The organism is Streptomyces sp. NPDC048353 (assembly GCF_055587165.1).
Window position 1 is genome coordinate 78,131 of sequence record NZ_JBVJGU010000008.1, and the last position, 21,987, is coordinate 100,117.

A 21,987-nucleotide genomic window follows, 5' to 3' on the forward strand; every position below is an offset into this window, starting at 1 on the left:
CTCATGGCCCGTACGGGGAGGTGGCAGGCAAGTGGAGCAGCTGACGCAGCACGACCCGAGACGGATCGGGCCCTTCGAGGTGCTGGGCCGGCTCGGCGCGGGCGGCATGGGTCTGGTCTATCTCGCGCGCTCGGCGTCCGGCCGGCGCGTGGCGATCAAGACGGTCCGGACCGAGCTCGCCGAGGACCAGCTGTTCCGTGTCCGCTTCACCCGCGAGGTCGAGGCCGCGCGGGCCGTCTCCGGCTTCTACACCGCGGCCGTCGTCGACGCCGACCCCCGGGCCGCCGTGCCGTGGCTGGCCACCGCGTACGTCCCCGCGCCCTCCCTCGAAGAGATAGTGAACGAGTGCGGGCCGCTCCCGGCGCAGGCGGTGCGCTGGCTGGCGGCCGGGGTCGCAGAGGCCCTCCAGTCCATCCACGGCGCGGGCCTGGTCCACCGTGACCTGAAGCCGTCGAACGTCCTCGTCGTCGAGGACGGACCGCGCGTGATCGACTTCGGCATCGCCTCCGGCGTCTCCAACACCCGGCTGACCATGACCAACGTCGCCGTCGGCACGCCCGCGTACATGTCACCCGAGCAGGCCCGCGACTCGCGCAGCGTCACCGGCGCCAGCGACGTCTTCTCGCTCGGCTCCATGCTGGTCTTCGCCGCCACCGGCCACGCGCCCTTCCACGGCGCGAACCCGGTCGAGACCGTCTTCATGCTGCTCCGGGAGGGCCCCGACCTGGAGGGCCTGCCGGACGAGCTGCGGCCGCTCATCGACTCCTGCATGCAGATGGACGTCTCGCGCCGCCCCTCCCCGGCCGACCTGCAGGCACAACTCGCGCCGCATCTCTTCGGCTCGGGCAGCGACGACAGCGGTACGGCGTCGGCCTGGCTGCCGCAGAGCGCCACGGCCATGATCGAGCACCGGCGCGGCGGCCGCACCAGCCTCCCCGCGCCCGCCCCGGCACCGCCCGCCCCTCCCGCACCGCCGCGTCCGCCGCGCCAGGTGCCCGAGTGGGGCGCCGACCCGCGCGGCGGCCAGGGCGGCCCCGGGCAGGCGGGGCCCGCCCAGGGCGGCGGACGGCACGCCGGCCCGGCCGAGTCCGGCGGTCCGGTACGTCTCGCGGGCGCGGCCGTCCCGATCGGTCCCGGCCCCCGGGTCGTCGACACCCGGGCCGCCGTCGGTGTCGGCCGCGGCGCCGACGCGGGCCCGGCCACCGGCTGGATCCGGCCGCCCGGCGGGGCGAACGGCACCGAACCCGGTCCGCCGCCCGGCTCCCGCCCGCTGCCCGCGCCCTCGGCCGCCCCCGGGGCCCAGGCCGCGCCCGAGCCGGGGCACTGGCGGCCCTGGCGCTTCCGCATGTCGAACGACGTCTGGGGCACCCCGGTCGTCGCCGGCGACCTGCTGTACGTCACCTCTTTCGAGGTGCACGCCCTCGACGTGGCGAGCGGCCGCCGCCAGTTCAAGACACGGGACGTGGCCTGGGCCATGGCCGTCTCGCAGGGCCGTATCCACGCCTCCGACGGACCGACGCTCTACGCGCTGGACGCGACCGACGGCGGCGAGCGGTGGCGGCTCCAGACGGACGCCTGGGTGTACTCGCTGAAGGTCGACCGGGGCACGGTCGTCACCGGCACCCGGGGCGGCGGGGTACAGGGCTGGGAGGCCTCGAACGGCGCCAAGCTGTGGGAGGTCACCGGCGCGCAGAGCGACTTCGAGACCCCGGAGGCGGGGCCCGCGGTGCACGGCGACACGGTGTACGTGTGGCGGGACGCCCGGCTCCAGGCGCTGGACGCGCGCACGGGCGTGGAGCGCTGGTCGTACCCGATCGGCGACGCGGCCTCCTGCGGCAACGTCCCGGTCCGGGTGACCCAGGCGGAGGACGGCTGCGTGTACGTCGCGGCCGGTACGCGCGTGCTGTCGGTCGACGTCGCGAGCGGGCACGTCCGCTGGCACTTCGAGGCGCCCGCCGTCTTCCTCTCGCCGCCGGCCTTCGCCCCGGGACCGGCGGTCACCGGCGGCGGGGTCTACCTCGCCGACTACCTCGGCACGGTGTACGCGCTCGACGCGACCACCGGCCAGGACCGCTGGCGGATCGCGACGGAGGCCCGCCAGTCGGTCGAGCCCGTCCTCGTCGTCGACGGCAACGTCCATGTGGGCAGCGGCAGCGCGCTCTACACCCTGGACGCGGTGACGGGCACGCCGAAGTGGCGGTTCGCGGCCGGCGGCGAACTGATCGGCTCCCCGGTCGTCGCCGACGGCCGGGTGCACTTCGGCTCGGCGGACCACGTCCTGTACACCCTGGACGCGTCCGGCGGCCAGCTGCGCTGGAAGCTCGCGACCGGCGGCGAGATCACCGGCTCGCCGGTGGCGCGGGGCGGCGTGGTGTACGCGTGCAGCAAGGACCGCTGCGTCTACGCCCTGGACGCGGTGAAGGGCACGGCGACGGGCCGGGGCGCGGCGGCCCCGCGCGCCTGACCCGGCGCACCGGGCGCCGGGTCGGGGTTCAGGGTCGGGGCGGTGCTCAGGGTCACCGGCGCGGGGGCGGCGGTTCGTCCGGGTACGGCCCCTGACCACCCTGGTCGGGGTAGCCGTGCTGGTCGGGGTAGGGGCTGCCCTGCCCCGGATGCGGTCCCTGGCCTCCCTGGTCGGGATAGCCGTAGCCGCCCTGGTCGGGATGGCCGTGCTGGTCGGGGTACGGGCCGTGCGGCTGCTGTCCCTGGTCCCAGCGCGGTTCGTCCGCGTCATAGGGGTGGCGGTCCCGGCCGTCGTCATAGGGGTGGCGGTCCTGGCCGTCCCGGTGGTCGTCGACCCGGATCCGGCGGGTGCGGCGGCCCGACATGACCGCCGAGGCCAGCAGGAGCAGCACGCCGCCCGCCAGGGCGAGGGCGACCCCGATGCCCAGCCCCGTGCCGTCGGTGTCGACCGACAGGCCGTCCTCGACCTGCGCGACCCGCACCATCCACAGGACGGCGAAGCCGAGCGTGACCACGCCGGCGATCGCCACCAGCGGGCGGGAGCGCAGGACCAGCCCGATGAGGGTCAGCAGCGCGGCGAAAGCGAACGGGAGCAGGAGCGACACATAGAAGTCGGCGCGCGCGTCGGTGATGCCGCCGAACAGGTCCTCGATGCGGTAATCGCTGCCGTGACGGCCGTCGTACCAGGCACGGAAGGGGCTCCAGACGGCGGCCGTCGCTCCGGCGAGCGCCAGGATCGAACCGATGACGTTGCGGACCATCGATCGGCCTCCTTCGGTCCGGCTCTCGGTCTCGACGCTACGCCGGGTACCGGGCGCCCGCCACGCCACGCGGGGCGGGGCGTCCCCGGGAGATGCCCTAGGGTGGCGCGGACACGACAGAATCAGCGGGGGACAGGAGAGACGATGGTGCGGCGACGGCTCAGGCTCGCGGCGGTGCTCACGGTGGTGGTGCTCGCGCTGACGGGCTTCCAGACGAGCGCACACGCGGGCAAGAGCAGCGGCAAGGGCCGGGGTGGCTCCAGCAGTTCGGGCGGCGGGAGCGGCGACAGCGGCGGCGGCTGCTCCAGCTCGAAGAAGAAGAACGACGACTACGACGGGAGCGGTGACTCCGGCGGCGACACCTCCACCTACGAGCCGACGCCCACCGTCACCGCCTCGGCCTCCTCCACCTCGGCGGTGGAGGTCGTGGTCGTGGACTGCGTCGAGCCGGCGCGGAAGAAGCGCAAGGGCAAGCCGGCCCGCAAGGCGGACACGACCGCCACGGTGCGGATCACCTCGCGCGAGACCTTCACCGAGACCTTCGACGTCGAGCTGGGCTTCGTGGACGCCGGCGGCGCCGAGGTCGACGACGCCGACACCAGGGTCACGGTCGAGCCGGGCGAGACGAAGACCTTCGAGGTGGAGATGGACACCCCGAAGGCCGTCGACAAGGTGCGTAGCTGCGTCGTCGGCTCCGTCCGCGAGCAGTAGCGGCCGGCAGCCCCCGGCCCGGCAGCCCCGGCCCCGGGGCGGCTACCGCGTCCGGTGGCCGTCCCTCCGTCGGGTGAACAGCTCCGCCTGCCGCTCCGGGGGCAGGTTTCCCAGCGCCACCAGGTGCGGGGCGTGGGCGAGGGCCTGGGCGCGGGCGGCCTCGTGGGCCGACCAGAGGGCGCGGACCGTGCCCTGGACGGCCTCGGTCGGGTACGAGGCGATGACGGCGGCGGCCCGGACGGCGGCGGCCAGCGCCCCGCCGGTCTCGGTCAGCTCGGAGACGAGCCCCGTCTCGTACGCCCGGCGGGCCGAGGTCCGCTCGGCCGTCCCCATCAGGGCCATCCGCGCCACCTCCCCGTACGGCATCTTCTGGGCCATGTGGACGGTCTCGAAGGCGCTGACCATGCCGTAGGCGGTGTGCGGGTCGAAGAAGGTCGCCCCCTCGCCGGCGACGACGAACTCCGCCTCGCCGAGCAGGTAGAACGCCCCGCCGCAGGCCATGCCCTCCACGGCGGCGACGACCGGCTTCCACAGGTCGTTCGCCTTCGGTCCGATGGCGAGGAGCGGATCGTCGATCGTGTACGGGGAGGAGGGCTGGGGGACCTCGGCGGCCGCCGCGCGGTCGATGCCGGTGCAGAAGGCCCGGCCGCCGGCGCCGGTGACCACGACGGCCCGCACCTCGTCCTCGTACCGGAAGCCCCGCCACACCGCGCCCAGCCGGCGCGCCATCTCCACGGTGATCGCGTTGTGCTTCGCGGGCCGGTCGAGGGTGACGACGGCGACGCCGGCCTCCTTGTCGAGGTCGACGGTGACGCTCATCCGCGCTCCAGGAGCCAGCGCGGCACGGTGACGCCGCCGGTCTCGGTGAACGCGACCTTCACGGCGGCCCCGATCCGCAGCCGCGCCGGGTCGACCGAGTCGAGCGGGGCGTCCGGGGCGGCGACCACGTTGCCGACGAGGCGGATGCGGGGCGCTTCGGCGAGCTCGACGAGGACGGCGTTGTACGGGGCCTGGGCGGCGTAGTCGGGCAGCAGGGGCGGATGGGGCAGGACGTACGACCAGATCCGGCCCCGGCCGGACATCAGCCGCCACTCGCTGTCGAAGGAGTGGCAGTGCGGGCAGCAGGGCCGGGGCGGGAAGCGCAATTCGCCGCAGGCCGGGCCGGCGCATGCCTGGACGCGCAGCTCGCCCCGGGCGGCGTACTCCCAGAAGGGCGCGCCGTCCTCGTCGACGACGGGTGTGAGCATGACGGGATCAACTCCTCAGGAGCAGGGCGGAGGTGGGGACGCCTTCGCCGGCCGTGACCAGGCAGGTGGCGGCGTCCGGGACCTGGGCGGTGGAGGTGCCGCGGAGCTGCTTCACGCCCTCGGTGATGAGGTTGAAGCCGTGGACGTACGCCTCGGAGAGGCCGCCGCCGCCGGTGTTGAGGGGCAGCCGGCCGCCGGTCTCCAGGGCGCCGCCCTCGGTGAAGGCGGCTCCCTCGCCCCGCCCGCAGAAGCCGTAGCCCTCCAGGGAGAGGGGGATGAGCGGGGTGAAGGCGTCGTAGATCTGGGCGACGTCGACGTCCTCGGGGCCGAAGTCGGCCTGCTTCCACAGCTGCCGGGCGGCGGTCCAGGCGGGGCCGGTGAGCGGGTCGTCGTTCCAGTAGTTGACCATGCCGTGGTGCTGGGCGGGCAGGCCCTGGGCGACGGAGTGGACGTAGACCGGTCTCCGCCGGCAGTCCCGCGCCCGTTCCGCGGAGACGAGGACGCAGGCGAGGGCGCCGTCGGTCTCCAGGCAGTTGTCGAAGAGGCAGAGCGGTTCGCTGATCCAGCGGGAGGTCATGTACATCTCGCGGGTCAGGGGGCGGTCGTACATGACGGCCGCCGGGTTCTGGTTGGCGCGGTTGCGGCAGGCGAGGGCGACGTTGAAGAGGTGGTCGCGGGTGGCGCCGTACTCGTGCATGTAGCGGCGGGCGAGCATGCCGATCTCGTCGGAGGGGCGCAGGAGCCCGAACGGCCGGGTCCACTGTCCCGGGGTCGGGAGCTGCGCCCGGGTGTTCTTCCAGGGCCGGGGCCCGGAGCCGCGTTTCCGGGACCGCCAGGCGACGCCGACGGTGGCCTGGCCGGTGGCGAGGGCGGCGGCGAGGTGGCCGACGGTGGCGCACGAACCGCCGCCGCCGAAGCCGACCTTGCTGAAGAAGGTGACGTCGCCGGCGCCGACGGCCTTGGCGACCTCGACCTCGTCGGTCTCCTCCATGGTGTACGAGGCGAAGGCGTCGACCTCGGAGGGCGCGATGCCCGCGTCGTCGAGGGCGGCGAGGATCGCCCGGCAGGCGAGGGTCTTCTCGGATTCGGGGAGCTGTCTGGCGAACGGTGTCTGCCCGATTCCGACGATGGCGGTGGCGTCCTTGAGCACTGCAACCTCCACGATCGCGAGCTGCTGACAGCGCGTCAGGCTACCGCTAATCTGACGGATAGTCAGCTACTGGCGAGCCGGGAGGACGGCGCATGCGCGGAGACCTGGAGTGGGGAACGATCCCGAGGCTGGTGCGCTCGGCGGCCGAGCGGTACGGACCCGCCGAGGCGGTCGTCGAGGGCCGGACCCGCGTCTCCTACGCGGAGTTGGGCGACCGGGTCGAGCGCGCGGCGGCCGCCTGCATGGCCTCCGGGGTCGCGCCGGGCGACCGGGTCGCCGTCTGGGCGCCGAACACCCTGGGCTGGATCGTCTCGGCCCTCGGCGCGGTCACCGCGGGAGCCGTCCTCGTCCCGCTGAACACCCGTTTCAAAGGGACGGAGGCGGCCTCCGTCCTGGCCCGCTCCCGGGCCAGGCTGCTCTTCGTCACCGGCACCTTCCTGGGCACCTCCTACGTCGCCTCCCTGCGGCGGGCCGCGGTGGAACTCCCGCACCTGGAACGGGTGGTGGTCCTCGGCGACGCCGCCCCGGACGACTACCTCACCTGGAAGTCCTTCCTGGCCCTGGGAGACGGCGTCCCGTCCTCGGAGGTGCGGCGGCGCGCCGACGCCATCGACCCCTCGGCGCCCTCCGACATCATCTACACCTCGGGCACCACGGGCGCCCCGAAGGGCGCGGTGATCACCCACGCCCAGACCCTGCGCTGCTACGGCGTCTGGTCGGACCTCGCCGGTCTGCGGACCGGCGACCGCTATCTGATCGTGAACCCGTTCTTCCACACCTTCGGCTACAAGGCCGGGATCATCGCCTGCCTGATGCGCGGCGCCGTGATGATCCCGCAGCCCGTCTTCAACGTGGACACGGTCCTCGCCCACATCGCCGCGGAGCGCGTCTCGGTGCTTCCCGGCCCGCCGACGCTGCACCAGTCCCTCCTGGACCACCCGTCCCGCTCGGCGTACGACCTCTCCGCGCTCCGGCTCGTCGTGACCGGCGCCGCCGTCGTCCCGCTCCGGCTGGTCGAGCGGCTGCGCGGCGAACTCGGCGTCGGCACGGTCCTCACGGCGTACGGCCTCTCCGAGGCGAGCGGCATCGTCACCATGTGCCGCCGGGGCGATCCGGCGGAGGTGATCGCGACCACCTCGGGCCGGCCGATCCCGGACACCGAGGTCCGGCTCTCGGAGACCGGGGAGATCCTGGTCCGCGGCCACCACGTCATGCGGGGGTACTTCGAGGACGAGGAGGAGACCGCCCGGGCCGTCGACCCGGACGGCTGGCTCCGCACCGGCGACGTGGGCGTCCTCGACGAGGCGGGCAATCTGCGCATCACCGACCGGGTGAAGGACATGTTCATCGTCGGCGGCTTCAACGCCTATCCGGCGGAGATCGAGCAACTCCTGGGTCTGCACCCGGACATCGCCGACGTGGCGGTCATCGGCGTCCCGGACGCGCGCCTCGGCGAGGTGGGCAAGGCCTTCGCGGTCCGGCGAGCGGGGGCGCGCGTGACGGGGGACGACCTGATCGCCTGGGCGCGGCGGGAGATGGCGAACTACAAGGTCCCCCGGCAGGTCGAGTTCGTGCCCGAACTTCCGCGCAACGCCTCGGGGAAGGTGGTCAAGGGGGTGCTGCGGGGCGCGGTGGGGTGACCCCGGATCCCGCGCGGGACACGCACGGGACGGAGGGGCCGGGCGTGATGCCCGGCCCCTCCGTCCCGTGTCCGGTCGCCGCGTGGCGCGCCCGACCCGGCGGGTCCCCCCAGGGCCCGTCGGGCGTCCCCCGAGCGCGCGCGGTGTGGCGTCCGGACCTTCACGGCCCCGGCGGCTCCCCCGATGGCGCCGCCGCGGCCGCTCCCCCCGCGCGAAGGTCTCAGGTGTTCTTGACCGGCTTGAACGGCTCGGACGTGGCGTGCATGTCCTTGGTGACGAGGCCGTCGCCGGTGCCCGTGGCGTGCATGTCCTTGGTGGTGACGTCGCCCTCGGTGCCGCCCGTGGCGTGCATGTCCTGCGGCTTGATGACCGGTTCCTTCTCGGTGGCGTCGCTCATGCTCGTCAACTCCTGTGCATAGACGGATGGTTCGGGAAGCCCGTCCGGCTGTTCCCCCGTGGACGGCCGGACGGGCCTCTCAGGGCCGCTCACCCTAATGCGTCCGAGTGACGGCCTCATCGCCGACCCGTCTGCCCCCCGACGCGACGGATCGATGAGAAGAAGACTGCCGGGCGGCGATAAACGAACGATGAACGCGCAGGCCCCGAGGGCCGGGAGGGGCTGGGAGGCGTTCGGTACGCGGCCGGGACGCGGCGCGCCGGCCGGCCCGAGGCCGGCCCGGAGGCGGGTCCGGCGGCTCTCAGGCCGCGGCCACCGGGGCCAGCAGGGCCCGCACCTCGCCCGCCTCCGCGGCTCCGATCCCGTCGAAGATCTCCAGCGCCTCCCGCCAGCAGACCTGTGCGCGCCCGGTCTGGCCGATCCCGAAGAGGGCGCGGCCCAGCACGGTCAGGACGTTGCCGCGCCGCCACTCGCCGCCGATGCCGCGCAGGACGGTCAGCGCCATCTCGGCGTTGGACGCGGCCTGGGCGTGGCGCCGGGCCGCCAGGTCGACCTCCGACAGCCGGAAGAGCGTCATGCCCTCCCAGAGCCGCTGCCGGCTGTCCTCGAAGACCGCCAGGGCCTGCCGCAGCCGCTCGCCCGCCGCGACGAGCTGGTTGTCCTGGGTGAGCGCGAGCCCCAGGGCGTACCGGCCGTTGGCACCGCGCAGCGCGTGCCCCATGGAGTCGTAGATCTCGGTGCCCCGCTCGGCGAGGGTGATCGCGCTCGCCGTCCGGTCCGTGGCCAGGTGGATGCGGGAGAGGTTGCACAGCGCGCTGGCCTCGCCCGGCCGGTCCCCGATGGCGCGGAACCTCTCGATGGCCTGCGCGAGGTGCCGCTCGCCCTCCTCGAAGCGGTTCTGGTACAGGGCTATGATCCCCCGCGCGTTGGCGGACCAGCAGGCCGGCAGCGGGTCCCCGGCCGCCTCGGCGTGGGGCAGGGCCAGTTCGGCGTCCCGGTCCGCCTCCTGGAAGCGGCCCGCGGTGTGGTGGATGCCCGCGAGGACCATGAGCGCGCGGCCTTCCGCGTGCCCGTCGCCCCCGGCGCGGGCCGCGTCCCGGACGCCGGCGGCCACCGCCTCGAACTCCTTCGCGTTCGCGCCCGACTCGCCGAGGTCCAGGCAGACCCAGAGCAGGTCGACGGCGCGCCGGGGCGCTCCCGCCCCGGCCGCCTGCCGCACGCACGCCAGCAGGCAGTTCGCCTCGGCGTACAGCCAGTCCTGGGCGGTGTGGCGGTCGGTGAAGGCGAGACCGGGGTACTCCGTCGGCTCCAGGTGGTCGACAAGGCGGTCGCCCGGCCGTTCCAGGGCGTAGACCCGTGAGGCCGTCGAGAGGTAGAAGTCGAGCAGGCGGGTGAGCGCCGCACCGCGCTCCGAGGGCGGCTGTTCGTCCCGCTCGGCGCAGGCGCGGGCGTAGAGGCGGACCAGGTCGTGGTAGCGGTAGCGGCCCGGGGCCGCGGACTCCAGCAGGGACGTGTCGACCAGGGCCTCCAGCAGGTCCTCGGTGTCCCGTGCCGGAAGGTCCAGGACCGCGGCGGCGGCCGTGAGCGAGATGTCGGGCCCGTCCGCGAGGCCGAGCAGGCGGAAGGCGCGCGCCTGGGCGGGCTCCAGCTGGCCGTAGCCGAGCTCGAAGGTGGCCTTGACCGCGAGGTCGCCCGCCTGGAGCTCGTCCAGGCGGCGGCGCTCGTCGGCGAGCTTGGCCGCGAGGGTGGCGACGGTCCAGGTGCGCCGGGCCGCCAGGCGGGAGGCGGCGATGCGGATGGCGAGGGGGAGGAAGCCGCAGGCGGCGACCACGTCCAGGGCCGCCTCGCGCTCGGCGGAGACCCGCTCCGCGCCGACGATCCGGGTGAAGAGCTGGAGCGCCTCCTCGGGGGACATCACGTCCAGGTCCACCAGGTGGGCGCCGGCCAGGTCGAGCATCCGGATCCGGCTGGTCACCAGGGCGGCGCAACCGGCCGTGCCGGGCAGCAGCGGGCGGATCTGGGCCGCGTCCCTGGCGTTGTCCAGGAGCACCAGGATCCGGCGGCCGTCGAGCGCCGAGCGGTAGAGCGCCGCCCGCTCGTCCAGGGAGTCCGGGATGGCGGAGTCCGGGGTGCCCAGGGCGCGCAGGAACGCGCCGAGGACGGTCTCCGGGGCCGCCGCCCGCGCGCCGGCGCCCTGGAGGTCGACGTAGAGCTGTCCGTCGGGGAAGTGCGGGCGGGCCTCGTGCGCGACGTGGACGGCGAGGGTCGTCTTGCCGACGCCGCCGATGCCGGCGAGGGCCGAGACCGCCATCACGGAGCCCTCCGCCGTGGCGAGCCGGTCGCCCAGCTCGCGGACGAAGGAGGCGCGGCCGGTGAAGTCCGGGACGGTGGCGGGGAGCTGCGCGGGCCGGGCGACGGCGGGGGCCGGGGCCGGTTCCTCGACCGGGCGGGCCAGCTCGGTGTCCGCCCGCAGGATCCGCTGCTGGAGGCGGGAGAGCTCGGGGTTGGGGTCGACCCCCAGCTCGTCGGCGAGGAGCCGGCGGGTGTCCGCGTACACGGCCAGCGCCTCCGCCTGCCGTCCGCTGCGGTAGAGCGCGAGCATGAGCAGTTCGCGCAGCCGCTCCCGCAGCGGGTGGGCGGCGGTGAGCGCGGTCAGCTCGGAGACGGCCTCCGCGTGCGCGCCGACCTCCAGGTCCATGTCGAGCCGGGTCTCCAGGAGCTGCAGGCGCCACTCCTCGAGACGGGTGCGCTGGTTCTCGGCGTACGGCCCCGGGACGGAGGCGAGCGCCTCGCCGTCCCACAGTCCGAGCGACTTGTCGATCAGGGCGCGGGCCCCGCGGCGGTCCCCGGCCGCCCGCAGCTTCTCGGCCTCGGCGGCGAGGTCGACCGCGACGTTCACGTCGACGGCGGAGTGCCCGGTGCGTACGGCGTAGCCGCCGGACTCGCTGACCAGCACGCCTGCGGGAAGGACCTTGCGCAGCCGCGAGGCGTACGTCCGGACCGCCGCCAGCGCCTGCGAGGGCGGTTCGTCGCCCCAGATGGCGTCGATCAGCTCGGCGGCCGTGGCCGTGCGCCCGTCGCGCAGCAGCAGCGCCGCGAGGAGCGCCCGCTGCTGCGGTGATCCGGAGGGGAGCGCTTCGCCGGCCCGCCAGGCGCGGACCGGGCCGAGCACGCCGAAGCGCAGGTCGTTGCCGACGTCGTCGGGACCACCTGTCGACGGAGCCCGCTGCTCCGGAACTCGCGGGCCGTTTCCACGGTCCATAGCTCCCCCTGCCCTGCCGCTGGTTTCGCCCTGGACAGTCTGCCTTGTCCGGAGCGAGCGCGTCAGCATCGGGTGACCCTCTGCACAAGACCCGCCGAAGGAACCCCGCCCAGACTAGCTGACGACCCGTCAGATCAGCGCTACCGTGAAGCGCATGGAGACCTTCCCCAGGATCATCTCGGTGGACGACCACACCGTGGAGCCCCCGCACGTCTGGCGGGACCGGCTCCCGTCCCGGTACCGCGACTCCGGGCCCCGGGTGGTCCGCGCGCCCCTGAAGGAAATGACCTTCCTGGGCGGGAAGTTCGCGCCCGTCATGGGCGCCAAGGGCGACGACGGGCCGATCGGCGACTGGTGGGTGTACGAGGACCTGCACCGGCCGCTCACCCGGCTCGACACCGCCGTGGGCTACGACCGCGACGAGATCAGACTCGAAGTGATCACCTACGAACAGATGCGGCCGGGCTCCTACGCGGTGCCCGACCGGCTGGCCGACATGGACGTCAACCACGTCCAGTCCGCGCTCTGCTTCCCGACCTTCCCCCGCTTCTGCGGGCAGACCTTCACCGAGGCGAGCGACCGCGAGCTGGGCCTCCTCGGGGTGCGCGCCTACAACGACTGGATGGTCGAGGAGTGGTGCGGGCCGGAGGCGGGCGGCCGGCTCATACCCCTCACGCTGATCCCGCTCTGGGACGCCGAACTCGCCGCCGCCGAGGTCCGCCGCAACGCCGCCCGGGGCGTGCGCGCCGTCGCCTTCTCCGAGATCCCGCCCCACCTCGGGCTCCCGTCGGTGCACACCGACTACTGGGACCCGTTCCTGCGCGCCTGCGACGAGACCGGCACCGTGGTCGCCATGCACATCGGCTCGTCCAGCCGGATGCCCTCCACCTCCGCCGACGCCCCGCCCGCCGTCGGCTCCACCATCACCTTCGCCAACTGCTGCTTCTCGATGGTCGACTGGCTGATGAGCGGCAAGTTCGAGCGCTTCCCGAACCTCCGGGTGATGTACGCCGAGGGCCAGATCGGCTGGATCCCCTACATCCTGGAGCGCGCGGACGTGGTCTGGGAGGAGAACCGCGGCTGGGGCGGGGTCGCCGACAAGGTGCTGCGCCCGCCGTCGGAGCTCTTCGCGGACCACGTCTACGGCTGCTTCTTCGACGACGCCTTCGGGCTGCGCAACCTCGACGCGATCGGCGTCGGGAACGTCCTGTACGAGACGGACTACCCCCACTCGGACTCCACCTGGCCCAAGTCCCGCGAGGTCGGCGAGGCCCAGATGGGCCACCTGGCACCGGACGTCGTCGAGCGGATCGTCCGCGGCAACGCGATCGACCTGCTCGGCCTGACCCCGGAGGGGCTCTGGGTGCCCTAGGGCGGGAGGCCGCTCCCGGGGCGGCGGCCTCCACGGCCCCTATGGGATGTCGTTGACGTTGTGCTCGCCGAGGTCGGCCGCGTGTCGGGCGACCGTGCGGTAGTCGGCGTCGTCGTGCAGGACGGTGAGCCCATGGTGGGCCGCCGTGGCGGCGATGAGCAGGTCGACGGCAGAGGCGCTCCTGTGCTCCCCGGCCCTCGCCATCCGATGCTGCACGGAGCCGATCCACCGCCCCGCGTTCTTGGGCACCGCCACGTCGGGGTAGAGGTCGGTGAACATCTCCGTGATCTCGTCGTACTCCCGAGCGCTTCGAGCGCTGTGCAGGAACTCGGTGCGCTGCGGGTAACAGGAGGCGATCGCCTCGGCGTCGACGGCGTCCCACCAGGCCGACTGGAGCGCGGGGTCGCCGAGCAGCCGGACGAGGCCGGACGTGTCGAGCAGGTAGATCAACGACTGTCCTTCTCGGCCTGGTGCAGCCGCTCGGCGTCTTCGACCGCGCCCCATGTGCGTGCGCGGTCGAAGTGGCGGCCGATGCGCGCCGCACGCTCCCGCCGGTCGGCGTAGAACCGGAGGGCGAGGTTGACGGCCTCCTTCTTGGTCCTGGCCTCGGACAGCGCCATCACCCGTTGCAGCGCGTCATCGTCTATGTCGATCTGCGTGACGGCCATGCCGCACCTCCCGCGATGTTGGTCATGTACAAGAAACTATACGTCGCCCACATCGAGCTCGCGACCTCCGGCCGCGCCCTTGTTCCGGCGCAACCCTTGCCTGATGGCGGGCGGGCCCCGACTATGGGGCCCTTCGGCATCTGACGGTTCGTCAGTTAAGGGGTCGCCATGGTCGTCTACGGGATGCAGCTCCCGGTCCAGTCCCAGAGCACGATCTACGCCGAGCCCTGGGAGGCGGCCGCGGGCCCGGCCGATCTGGTGGAGATCGCCCGGGTCGCCGACCGGACCGGCTTCGACTACATCGCGAGCTGCGACCACGTCGCCATCCCGCGCCGGCTCGCCGGGCCGATGAGCACGGTCTGGTACGACCCGGTCGCGACCCTCTCCTTCCTCGCCGCCGCCACCGAGCGCGTACGGCTGCTCTCCCACGTCGCCGTCGTCGGGCTGCGCCACCCGCTGGTGACCGCCAAGGCGTACGCGACGCTCGACCACCTCTCCGGTGGCCGGCTGGTCCTCGGGGTCGGGGCCGGCCACGTCCAGGAGGAGTTCGAGGCGGTCGGCGCCGACTTCGCCGGGCGCGGGGGCGTCCTCGACGAGACGATCGACGCGCTCCGGGTGGCCCTCGGCCCCGAGGAGTACCCGGAGCACAGCGGCGAGCGGTTCGCCTTCAAGGACCTCGGCCAGCTGCCCCGGCCCGCCCAGGAGCGGGTGCCGGTCTGGGTCGGCGGCTCCTCACCGGCCGCGGTGCGCCGGGCCGCGCGCAAGGGGGACGGCTGGCTGCCGCAGGGCGACCCGCGGGAGAAGCTGGCCGCGCAGATCGCCCGGCTGCGGGAGCTGCGCGCCGAGGCCGGGATCGCGGACCCGATCACCGTCGGGGCGATCGTCGAGCCCCTCTACGTCGGCGAGGCCGGCTGGGAGGTCGGCCGCCGCACGCTGTCGGGCAAGCCGGAGGCCCTCGCCGAGTCGCTGAACGCCTACGGCGCCATGGGCGTGGACCAGATCCAGGTCCGGTTCCGCTCCCGGAGCCGGAGCGAGCTCACCGACCAGATGGCGGCGTTCGCCGCCGAGGTCGCCCCCCACCTGAACTGAGGAGCGTGGCAGGCATGGGCAAGCTGGACGGGCGGGTCGTCGTCATCACGGGCGCGGCGCGCGGGCAGGGCGAGCAGGAGGCGCGGCTCTTCGCCGCCGAGGGGGCCCGGGTGGTCCTCGGGGACGTCCTGGACGACCCCGGCGAGGCGCTCGCCAAGGAGCTGGGGGAGGAGCGGGCCGTCTACGTCCACCTCGACGTGACGCGCGAGGAGGAGTGGACGGCCGCCGTCGCCGTCGCCACGGAGCGCTTCGGGCGGATCGACGGACTGGTGAACAACGCCGGCATCCTGCGCTTCAACGAGCTGGTCTCCACGCCCCTGGAGGAGTTCCAGGCGATCGTCTCGGTCAACCAGGTGGGCTGCTTCCTCGGGATCCGGGCCATGGCGCCCGAGATCGCGGCGGCCGGCGGCGGGACGATCGTGAACACCGCCTCGTACACCGGGCTGACGGGCATGGCGGGGGTGGGCGCCTACGCCGCCACCAAACACGCCGTCCTCGGCCTGACCCGGGTCGCGGCCCTGGAGCTGGCCGCCTCGGGCGTCCGGGTCAACGCCGTCTGCCCGGGCGCCATCGACACCCCCATGAGCCATCCGGAGGGCGTGGACCCGGCGGCGACGGCGGAGCTGTACCGCAAGCTCGTGCCGCTCGGCCGGATCGGCCGGCCCGAGGAGGTCGCGGCGCTCGCGCTCTTCCTGACCGGCGACGACTCGGCGTACATCACCGGGCAGCCGTTCGTCATCGACGGCGGCTGGCTGGCCGGCGTCAGCCTGTTCTGACGCTTCGTCAGCTATTGACGCCTCCGCGCGGCGGTGCGAGAGTCGGGCCATCGAGAATCTGACGGTATGTCAGAAACAACGAGGACGGTGAACCCCCTTGGAATTCGGGATCTTCGTACAGGGATACGTCGGCAAGCGCGCCGAGACCGATCCCGAGGCCGAGCACAAGGCGCTGATGGAGGAGACCGAGTACGTCATCCAGGCGGACAGGTCCGGGTTCAAGTACGCCTGGGCCTCCGAGCACCACTTCCTGGAGGAGTACTCCCACCTCTCGGCGAACGACGTCTACCTCGGCTACCTCGCCCACGCCACCGACCGGATCCACCTCGGCTCCGGCATCTTCAACCCCCTCGCGCCCGTGAACCACCCGGTCAAGGTCGCCGAGAAGGTCGCCATGCTCGACCACCTCTCCCGGGGCCGTTTCGAATTCGGCTCCGGCCGCGGCGCCGGTTCCCACGAGATCCTCGGGTTCATGCCGGGCATCACCGACATGAACCACACCAAGGAGATCTGGGAGGAGACGATCGCCGAGTTCCCCAAGATGTGGCTCCAGGAGGAGTACGCCGGCTTCCAGGGCAAGCACTGGTCCCTCCCGCCGCGCAAGGTCCTGCCCAAGCCGTACGGCAAGTCCCACCCCGCCATGTGGTACGCGGCCGGCTCGCCGTCCTCGTACGCCATGGCGGGCAGCAAGGGGCTCGGCGTCCTCGGGTTCAGCGTGCAGAAGGTCTCCGACATGGAGTGGGTCGTCGAGTCCTACAAGACCGCGATCAAGGAGGCCAAGGCGGTCGGCGATTTCGTCAACGACAACGTCATGGTGACCTCGACGGCGATCTGCGCCGAGACCCACGACAAGGCCGTCGAGATCGCCGTCGGCGGCGGGCTCAACTACCTCCAGTCGCTGCTCTTCCGCTACCACGACACCTTCCCGCGGCCCGAGGGCGTCCCGGAGTGGCCCGAGCTGCTCCCGGAGTACAGCGCCGAGATCATCGAACTCCTCATCGCCGAGGAGCTGATGATCTGCGGCGACCCCGAGGAGGTCACCCGCCAGTGCAAGCGCTGGGAGCAGGCCGGGGCGGACCAGCTCTCCTTCGGGCTGCCGATCGGGATCTCGTACGAGGACACGATGAACTCGATCAGGCTGATCGGCGAGCACGTGATCCCCAGGATCGACACCGACCCCGTCCACCGCACCACCCGCTTCCGCCAGGCGGCGGGCGAGTAGGGCGGGCGGACCCCCGTACCCGGGGCGGTGTCTTCCCGGACCGCCGCCCCGCACCGGCCCCGGTCGGGGGCGCGGCAGCCGCGGCCGGCTGCCCCGTCCCGGGCCGGGGCCCGTCCCCGTGGAGAGGACCGAGTGAAGGGACCGTCATGCTCGATCACCTGATCAAGGGCGCCACCGTCGTGGACGGCACCGGCGCCCCCGCCCGTACCGCCGACGTCGGCCTGCGCGACGGGCGGATCGCCGTCGTCGCCGCGCCGGGGACCGTGACCGAGGAGGCCGCGAGCACCGAGGACGCCACCGGGCTCGTCCTCGCCCCCGGCTTCGTCGACCCCCACACCCACTACGACGCCCAGCTCTTCTGGGACCCCTTCGCCACCCCCTCCATGAACCACGGCGTCACCACCGTCGCCGGCGGCAACTGCGGCTTCACCCTCGCCCCCCTCCACCCGGAGCGGCCCGAGGACGCCGACTACACCCGCCGCATGATGTCCAAGGTCGAGGGCATGGCCCTCAAGGCCCTGGAGGAGGGCGTCGACTGGAGCTGGTCCTCCTTCGGCGAGTACCTCGACGCCCTCGAAGGCCGGATCGCCGTCAACGCCGGCTTCATGGTCGGCCACTGCGCCCTGCGCCGGTACGTGATGGGCGCGGACGCCGTCGGCGGCCGGCCGACGCCCGAGCAGCTCGACCGGATGACGGCGCTGCTCCACGACGCCCTGGCCGCCGGCGCCTGGGGCCTGTCCACCACCCAGTCGTCCACCCACTCCGACGGCGACGGCGCCCCCGTCGCCTCCCGGCACGCCGCCCCCGAGGAGCTGATCGCCCTCTCCCGGGCGGTCGGCGAGCACGAGGGCACCCAGCTCGAAGCGATCCTCGCCGGCTGCCTCGACCAGTTCTCCGACGCGGAGATCGACCTCTTCGTGGAGATGACGGCCGCCGCCGGACGCCCGCTCAACTGGAACGTCCTCACCATCGACGCCACCGTCCCCGAACGCGTCCCGCGCCAGCTCCTCGCCTCCGAACGCGCCCGCAAGTCCGGCGGCCGGATCGTCGCCCTCACCATGCCGATCCTCACCCCCATGAACATGTCGCTCGGCACCTTCTGCGCCCTCAACCTCATCCCCGGCTGGGGCGAGATCCTCGGGCTGCCCGTCCCCGAGCGGATCGCCAGGCTCCGCGACCCGGACGTGCGGGCCGGGATGCTGCGGCGCGCCGACTCCAAGGAGGCCGGCGTCTTCCGCCGCCTCGCGCACTTCGGCCGCTATGTCATCGGCGACACCTACAGCCGCGAGAACGCGGGCCTCACCGGTCGGGTCGTGGACGACATCGCCGCCGAACGCGGCCAGGACCCCTTCCAGTGCCTCGTCGAGATCTGTGCCAACGACGACCTGAAGACCGTGCTGTGGCCCATGCCCAGCGACAACGACCCGGCCTCCTGGGCGCTGCGCCGCGAGACCTGGGAGCACGAGGACGTGCTGCTGGGCGGCTCCGACGCCGGCGCGCACCTGGACCGCATGTGCGGCGCCCCGTACACCACGCGCTTCCTCGGCGACTGCCTGCGCGGCCGGAAGCTGGTCCCGCTGGAGCGGGCGGTGCGGATGCTCAGCGACGACCCGGCCCGGCTCTTCGGGCTGCGCGAGCGCGGGCGGATCGCCGAGGGCTTCCACGCCGACCTGGTCCTCTTCGACCCCGAGCGGATCGACGCGGGCCCGGCCACCCTGGTGCACGACCTGCCCGGGGACAGTCCCCGGCTCGACTCGCGGGCGATCGGTGTCGTCTCCGTCCGCGTCAACGGCGTCGAGACCATCCGCGACGACGAGGTGACCGGCGCGATCCCCGGCAGGGTGCTGCGCTCGGGCCGCGACACGAGGACGGTGTCCACACGGTGACGCAGCGACTGTTCATCGGCGGCGAGTGGGTCGAGCCCGAGGGCGGGCACTACGACGTGGTCGACCCGGCCACCGAGGAGGTCGTCGGCCTCGCGCCCGAGGCCTCCCGGAGCCAGGTGTACGAGGCGGCGGCCGCGGCCCGGGAGGCCTTCGCGACCTGGTCCCGTACGAAACCGGAGGAGCGGGCCGCGATCCTCGACCGGGCCGCGGATCTGATGGCCCGGGACGCCGAGGAGAACGTGGCCCTCGCCCGGGCCGAGACCGGCGCGACCACCGCCACCGCGCGCGGGATGCAGGTCGCCGTCGGCGCCTCCCGCTTCCGGCGGTACGCACGCGGCGCCCTGGAGCCGGTCGAGCGGGCGCTGCCCCCGCAGGTCAACGAGGCGGGCCCGATGGGCAGGGCCGGGGTCTTCGGCGCGGTCGCCGTCCGCCGCCCGGTCGGGGTGGTCACCTGCATCACCTCGTACAACAACCCCTGGGCCAATCCGGCGGGCAAGATCGCCCCCGCGCTCGCCATGGGGAACACCGTCGTGGTGAAACCGGCGCCGCAGGACCCGCTCTCGGTCTACGCGATGACCCGGGCCCTCGCGGAGGCGGGCGTCCCGGCGGGCGTCGTCAACGTGGTCACCGGGGCGGGCGCCGCCGTCGGGGAGGCGGCCGTCGACTCCCCGGACGTCGACATGGTCTCCTTCACCGGCTCGACGGCCGTCGGCCAGCGGATCGGCGAGGTCTGCGGCCGGGAGCTGAAGCGACAGCTCATGGAGCTGGGCGGCAAGGGGGCGGCGCTCGTCTTCGACGACGCCGACCTGGACTCCGCCGTGGCGGGGATCGGCACCACCTTCTCCTTCTACAGCGGCCAGATCTGCACGGCCCCGACCCGGGTCCTCGCCCAGCGCGGGATCCACGACCGGCTGATCGAGAAGCTCACCGGCTGTCTGGCGTACATGAAGGTCGGCGACCCGGCGGCGCGGGGCACGGTGGTCGGCCCGGTGATCTCGGCGGCCCACCGCGACCGGGTGGAGGCGTACGTCGCCCTGGGGCGGAAGGAGGGCGCCCGGGTCGTCGCCGGCGGCGAGCGGCCGGACCTTCCCCGCGGCTTCTACGTCGCCCCCACCCTGCTCGCGGAGTGCACCCCGGACATGCGGGTCGTCCGGGAGGAGATCTTCGGCCCGGTCGTGGTGGTCGTCCCCTTCGACGACGAGGAGGAGGGGATCGCGCTGGCGAACGACAGCGACTACGGCCTCATCGACTACGTCTGGTCGGGCGACGTGGCCCGCGCCTTCCGCGTCGCTGCCCGGCTGCGGGCCGGGGGCGTCGGGGTGAACACCGTCGGACGGAACATGGAGGCGCCGTTCGGCGGGTTCAAGAAGAGCGGTGTGGGGCGCGACGTCGGCTCGTACGCCCTGCACGCGTACAGCGAGACGCAGGCGGTGGTCTGGCCCGGTTGATCACCGGACGGGGCCTTCGGGAGGGTCCCCGGAGGCCCGGGCGGGACGGCCGGAAAAACGGCACGGGAAATTTTGGAAACGGACATTTCGGATGGTGCTGCGGTTCCCGCATATCGGACATTGACCGGCGCTCCAACCAATCGGTCGGTATGCCGGATCATCGATCTTTCAATCATCGGTGATCGTCCGGATTTCGCCTCGCATTGCAAGGTGAAGATCCGCGCTGTGAGTGGATTGTGATCTTCCAGATGTGGAAACCGCAGCACTTAACGTCCTGTTCATGACTCAGGTGGATGCACGGCCCCAGGCCGGAGACACGGTAAGGGGCGTCGTCGCTCCGGGCGACACCCAGGGCGTACGGCGCAAGGGGCTCGGCGGGAACTCCGTCGGGCTGATGGGCAGTGCCGTCATCGGCATCTCCACCGTCGCCCCCGTCTACTGCCTGACCTCCACCCTCGGCTCCACGGCCGGCGAGGTCGGACTCCAGATGCCCGCGATCTTCCTCGCCGGCTTCCTCCCGATGCTCCTGGTGGCCTTCGCCTACCGCGAGCTCAACAAGGTCATGCCGGACTGCGGCACCTCCTTCACGTGGACCGTGAAGGCCTTCGGCCCCCGGATCGGCTGGATGTGCGGCTGGGGCCTCGTCATCGCGACGATCATCGTGCTCTCCAACCTGGCAGGCGTCGCGACCTCCTACTTCTGGCTGCTGGCCGGCGAGATCACGGGCGATCCGTCGATCGCGGCCCTGGACGACAACAAGGCCGTCCACATCGTCACCTGCCTCGCGCTCATCGCCCTCGCCACCGCGATCAGCTACCGCGGCATGACCGCCACCAAGGGCGTGCAGTACGCCCTCGTCGGCCTCCAGCTCGTGGTGCTCGTCGTCTTCGTCGCGATGGCCTTCCAGAAGGCCGGCAGCGGCGCCTTCGACACCGGACTGAGCTTCTCCTGGTCCTGGATGAACCCGTTCGCGGTCCAGTCCTTCGCGGCCTTCACCGCCGGCCTCTCCCTCTCGATCTTCATGTACTGGGGCTGGGACGCCTGTCTCGCCACCAACGAGGAGACCTCCGGCTCCACCAGGACCCCCGGCCGCGCCGCGCTCATCGCGATGGTCGTCCTGGTCGCCTCCTACCTGGCCACCGGCATCGCCGCGCAGATGGCCGTCGGCTCCGGCGACTCCGGCCTCGGCCTCGCCAACCCGGAGACCTCCGACAACGTCTTCGCCGCCCTCGCCGGCCCGGTCATGGGCCCGGCCCTCGGCATCCTGCTCTTCGTCGCCGTCCTCGCCTCGGCGGCGGCCAGCCTCCAGACGACGTTCATCCCGGTGGCCCGCACCGTGCTGGCGATGTCGGCGTACGAGGCCCTCCCGGCCTCCTTCGCCAAGGTCCACCCCCGCTTCAAGGTCCCCGGCAAGGCCACGATCATCGCGGGCGTCGCGACCGGCGTCTTCTACACCGTCATGACCCTGGTCAGCGAGAACGTCCTGGTCGACACGATCTACGCGCTCGGCCTGATGATCTGCTTCTACTACTCGCTCACCGCGTTCGCCTGCGCCTGGTACTTCCGCAAGGAGCTCTTCCACTCCGGCCGGAACCTCCTCTACAAGGGCGTCTGCCCGGTCCTCGGCGGCATCCTGCTGACCGCGGTCTTCGGCAAGACGCTGTACGACATGTGGGACCCGGCCTACGGCAGCGGCTCCTCGGTCCTCGGCGTCGGCTCGGTCTTCGTCATCGGCGTCGGACTGCTGCTCCTCGGCGTGGTGATCATGCTGGTCATGCAGCGCAGGAGCCCCGCGTTCTTCCGCGGCGAGGTGCTGACCAAGGAGACGCCGGCGCTGGTCGTCGCCGACTGACCGCACGGCACGCACACGACCGCCGGCGCGGCGGGACCGGCCG

General features: G+C 73.1%; 18 protein-coding genes. 10 read left to right on the forward strand and 8 right to left on the reverse strand.

From position 1 onward, the window contains the following. The first annotated feature begins 31 nt into the window (after positions 1–31). The gene (gene afsK / locus ACZ6RC_RS26545; protein ID WP_469587673.1) at positions 32–2,464 is read left to right on the forward strand and encodes a protein serine/threonine kinase AfsK; all 2,433 of its coding nucleotides are present in this window, start codon (positions 32–34) and stop codon (positions 2,462–2,464) included. Between the two features lie 52 nt (positions 2,465–2,516). Here the strand turns inward: afsK and ACZ6RC_RS26550 are convergent, their stop codons facing one another. After that, complete coding sequence (locus tag ACZ6RC_RS26550) at positions 2,517–3,224, reverse strand: hypothetical protein (RefSeq protein WP_453617521.1); 708 nt, start codon at positions 3,222–3,224, stop codon at positions 2,517–2,519. 144 nt (positions 3,225–3,368) lie between these two features. Between ACZ6RC_RS26550 and ACZ6RC_RS26555 the strand changes: the two genes are divergently transcribed. Further along, positions 3,369–3,935, forward strand: coding sequence for a hypothetical protein (locus ACZ6RC_RS26555; protein ID WP_469587677.1), 567 nt, complete (start codon positions 3,369–3,371; stop codon positions 3,933–3,935). 42 nt (positions 3,936–3,977) lie between these two features. Here the strand turns inward: ACZ6RC_RS26555 and ACZ6RC_RS26560 are convergent, their stop codons facing one another. The 3 genes from ACZ6RC_RS26560 to ACZ6RC_RS26570 are packed head-to-tail and all read right to left on the reverse strand — an operon-like array spanning position 3,978 to position 6,344. After that, entirely contained in the window at positions 3,978–4,754 is a 777-nt protein-coding gene (locus tag ACZ6RC_RS26560) for an enoyl-CoA hydratase/isomerase family protein (protein WP_453617518.1), read from the reverse strand. Then, complete coding sequence (locus tag ACZ6RC_RS26565; RefSeq protein WP_391145939.1) at positions 4,751–5,182, reverse strand: Zn-ribbon domain-containing OB-fold protein; 432 nt, start codon at positions 5,180–5,182, stop codon at positions 4,751–4,753. Before ACZ6RC_RS26565 ends, ACZ6RC_RS26560 begins: the two co-directional genes overlap by 4 nt. A gap of 7 nt (positions 5,183–5,189) precedes the next feature. Next, entirely contained in the window at positions 5,190–6,344 is a 1,155-nt protein-coding gene (locus ACZ6RC_RS26570) for a lipid-transfer protein (protein WP_391145937.1), read from the reverse strand. 80 nt (positions 6,345–6,424) lie between these two features. On the opposite strand from ACZ6RC_RS26570, the gene ACZ6RC_RS26575 reads away from it, so the two are divergent. After that, entirely contained in the window at positions 6,425–7,972 is a 1,548-nt protein-coding gene (locus ACZ6RC_RS26575; protein WP_469587681.1) for a FadD3 family acyl-CoA ligase, read from the forward strand. Positions 7,973–8,192: 220 nt separating this feature from the next. Here ACZ6RC_RS26575 and ACZ6RC_RS26580 read toward each other — a convergent pair whose 3' ends face one another. Both ACZ6RC_RS26580 and afsR read right to left on the reverse strand, forming a co-directional pair. Beyond that, on the reverse strand, positions 8,193–8,369 hold the full coding sequence (locus tag ACZ6RC_RS26580; protein WP_391145931.1) for a hypothetical protein: 177 nt from the start codon (positions 8,367–8,369) through the stop codon (positions 8,193–8,195). A gap of 301 nt (positions 8,370–8,670) precedes the next feature. After that, positions 8,671–11,631 carry an SARP-family global regulator AfsR gene (afsR, locus tag ACZ6RC_RS26585; protein WP_391145930.1) on the reverse strand — a complete coding sequence of 987 codons (2,961 nt, stop codon included), beginning with the start codon at positions 11,629–11,631 and terminating at the stop codon, positions 8,671–8,673. 154 nt (positions 11,632–11,785) lie between these two features. On the opposite strand from afsR, the gene ACZ6RC_RS26590 reads away from it, so the two are divergent. Then, positions 11,786–13,003 carry an amidohydrolase family protein gene (locus tag ACZ6RC_RS26590; RefSeq protein ID WP_453617514.1) on the forward strand — a complete coding sequence of 406 codons (1,218 nt, stop codon included), beginning with the start codon at positions 11,786–11,788 and terminating at the stop codon, positions 13,001–13,003. A gap of 39 nt (positions 13,004–13,042) precedes the next feature. Here the strand turns inward: ACZ6RC_RS26590 and ACZ6RC_RS26595 are convergent, their stop codons facing one another. Both ACZ6RC_RS26595 and ACZ6RC_RS26600 read right to left on the reverse strand, forming a co-directional pair. After that, positions 13,043–13,453, reverse strand: a complete 411-nt coding sequence (locus tag ACZ6RC_RS26595) for a PIN domain-containing protein (RefSeq protein WP_391145925.1) — start codon at positions 13,451–13,453, stop codon at positions 13,043–13,045. Beyond that, the gene (locus ACZ6RC_RS26600; RefSeq protein ID WP_391145922.1) at positions 13,450–13,671 is read right to left on the reverse strand and encodes a type II toxin-antitoxin system VapB family antitoxin; all 222 of its coding nucleotides are present in this window, start codon (positions 13,669–13,671) and stop codon (positions 13,450–13,452) included. The genes ACZ6RC_RS26595 and ACZ6RC_RS26600 overlap by 4 nt, the downstream gene beginning before the upstream one ends. A gap of 168 nt (positions 13,672–13,839) precedes the next feature. Between ACZ6RC_RS26600 and ACZ6RC_RS26605 the strand changes: the two genes are divergently transcribed. The 6 genes from ACZ6RC_RS26605 (at position 13,840) to ACZ6RC_RS26630 (ending at position 21,944) form a co-directional block, all read left to right on the forward strand. Next, positions 13,840–14,760 carry an LLM class F420-dependent oxidoreductase gene (locus ACZ6RC_RS26605; RefSeq protein WP_469587687.1) on the forward strand — a complete coding sequence of 307 codons (921 nt, stop codon included), beginning with the start codon at positions 13,840–13,842 and terminating at the stop codon, positions 14,758–14,760. Between the two features lie 14 nt (positions 14,761–14,774). Beyond that, positions 14,775–15,536, forward strand: a complete 762-nt coding sequence (locus ACZ6RC_RS26610; protein WP_469587689.1) for an SDR family NAD(P)-dependent oxidoreductase — start codon at positions 14,775–14,777, stop codon at positions 15,534–15,536. Between the two features lie 97 nt (positions 15,537–15,633). Continuing rightward, positions 15,634–16,758: an LLM class flavin-dependent oxidoreductase gene (locus tag ACZ6RC_RS26615; protein ID WP_469587691.1), complete on the forward strand. Its 1,125-nt coding sequence runs from the start codon at positions 15,634–15,636 to the stop codon at positions 16,756–16,758. A 146-nt stretch (positions 16,759–16,904) separates the two neighbouring features. After that, positions 16,905–18,644, forward strand: a complete 1,740-nt coding sequence (locus ACZ6RC_RS26620) for an N-acyl-D-amino-acid deacylase family protein (protein ID WP_391145912.1) — start codon at positions 16,905–16,907, stop codon at positions 18,642–18,644. Continuing rightward, the gene (locus ACZ6RC_RS26625; RefSeq protein ID WP_391145909.1) at positions 18,641–20,092 is read left to right on the forward strand and encodes an aldehyde dehydrogenase family protein; all 1,452 of its coding nucleotides are present in this window, start codon (positions 18,641–18,643) and stop codon (positions 20,090–20,092) included. The genes ACZ6RC_RS26620 and ACZ6RC_RS26625 overlap by 4 nt, the downstream gene beginning before the upstream one ends. Before the next feature lie 280 nt (positions 20,093–20,372). Further along, positions 20,373–21,944, forward strand: a complete 1,572-nt coding sequence (locus ACZ6RC_RS26630) for an APC family permease (protein WP_391145906.1) — start codon at positions 20,373–20,375, stop codon at positions 21,942–21,944. Positions 21,945–21,987: the final 43 nt, after the last annotated feature.

What these genes read in the sequence shown, in the direction of transcription:
- ACZ6RC_RS26620 (WP_391145912.1), top strand. Translation starts at nt 16,905, where the DNA reads ATGCTCGATCACCTGATCAAGGGCGCCACCGTCGTGGACGGCACCGGC.
- ACZ6RC_RS26550 (WP_453617521.1), bottom strand. Translation starts at nt 3,224, where the DNA reads ATGGTCCGCAACGTCATCGGTTCGATCCTGGCGCTCGCCGGAGCGACG.
- ACZ6RC_RS26610 (WP_469587689.1), top strand. Translation starts at nt 14,775, where the DNA reads ATGGGCAAGCTGGACGGGCGGGTCGTCGTCATCACGGGCGCGGCGCGC.
- ACZ6RC_RS26590 (WP_453617514.1), top strand. Translation starts at nt 11,786, where the DNA reads ATGGAGACCTTCCCCAGGATCATCTCGGTGGACGACCACACCGTGGAG.
- ACZ6RC_RS26555 (WP_469587677.1), top strand. Translation starts at nt 3,369, where the DNA reads ATGGTGCGGCGACGGCTCAGGCTCGCGGCGGTGCTCACGGTGGTGGTG.
- ACZ6RC_RS26565 (WP_391145939.1), bottom strand. Translation starts at nt 5,182, where the DNA reads ATGCTCACACCCGTCGTCGACGAGGACGGCGCGCCCTTCTGGGAGTAC.
- ACZ6RC_RS26580 (WP_391145931.1), bottom strand. Translation starts at nt 8,369, where the DNA reads ATGAGCGACGCCACCGAGAAGGAACCGGTCATCAAGCCGCAGGACATG.
- ACZ6RC_RS26605 (WP_469587687.1), top strand. Translation starts at nt 13,840, where the DNA reads ATGGTCGTCTACGGGATGCAGCTCCCGGTCCAGTCCCAGAGCACGATC.
- ACZ6RC_RS26630 (WP_391145906.1), top strand. Translation starts at nt 20,373, where the DNA reads ATGACTCAGGTGGATGCACGGCCCCAGGCCGGAGACACGGTAAGGGGC.
- ACZ6RC_RS26560 (WP_453617518.1), bottom strand. Translation starts at nt 4,754, where the DNA reads ATGAGCGTCACCGTCGACCTCGACAAGGAGGCCGGCGTCGCCGTCGTC.
- afsR (WP_391145930.1), bottom strand. Translation starts at nt 11,631, where the DNA reads ATGGACCGTGGAAACGGCCCGCGAGTTCCGGAGCAGCGGGCTCCGTCG.
- ACZ6RC_RS26600 (WP_391145922.1), bottom strand. Translation starts at nt 13,671, where the DNA reads ATGGCCGTCACGCAGATCGACATAGACGATGACGCGCTGCAACGGGTG.
- ACZ6RC_RS26575 (WP_469587681.1), top strand. Translation starts at nt 6,425, where the DNA reads ATGCGCGGAGACCTGGAGTGGGGAACGATCCCGAGGCTGGTGCGCTCG.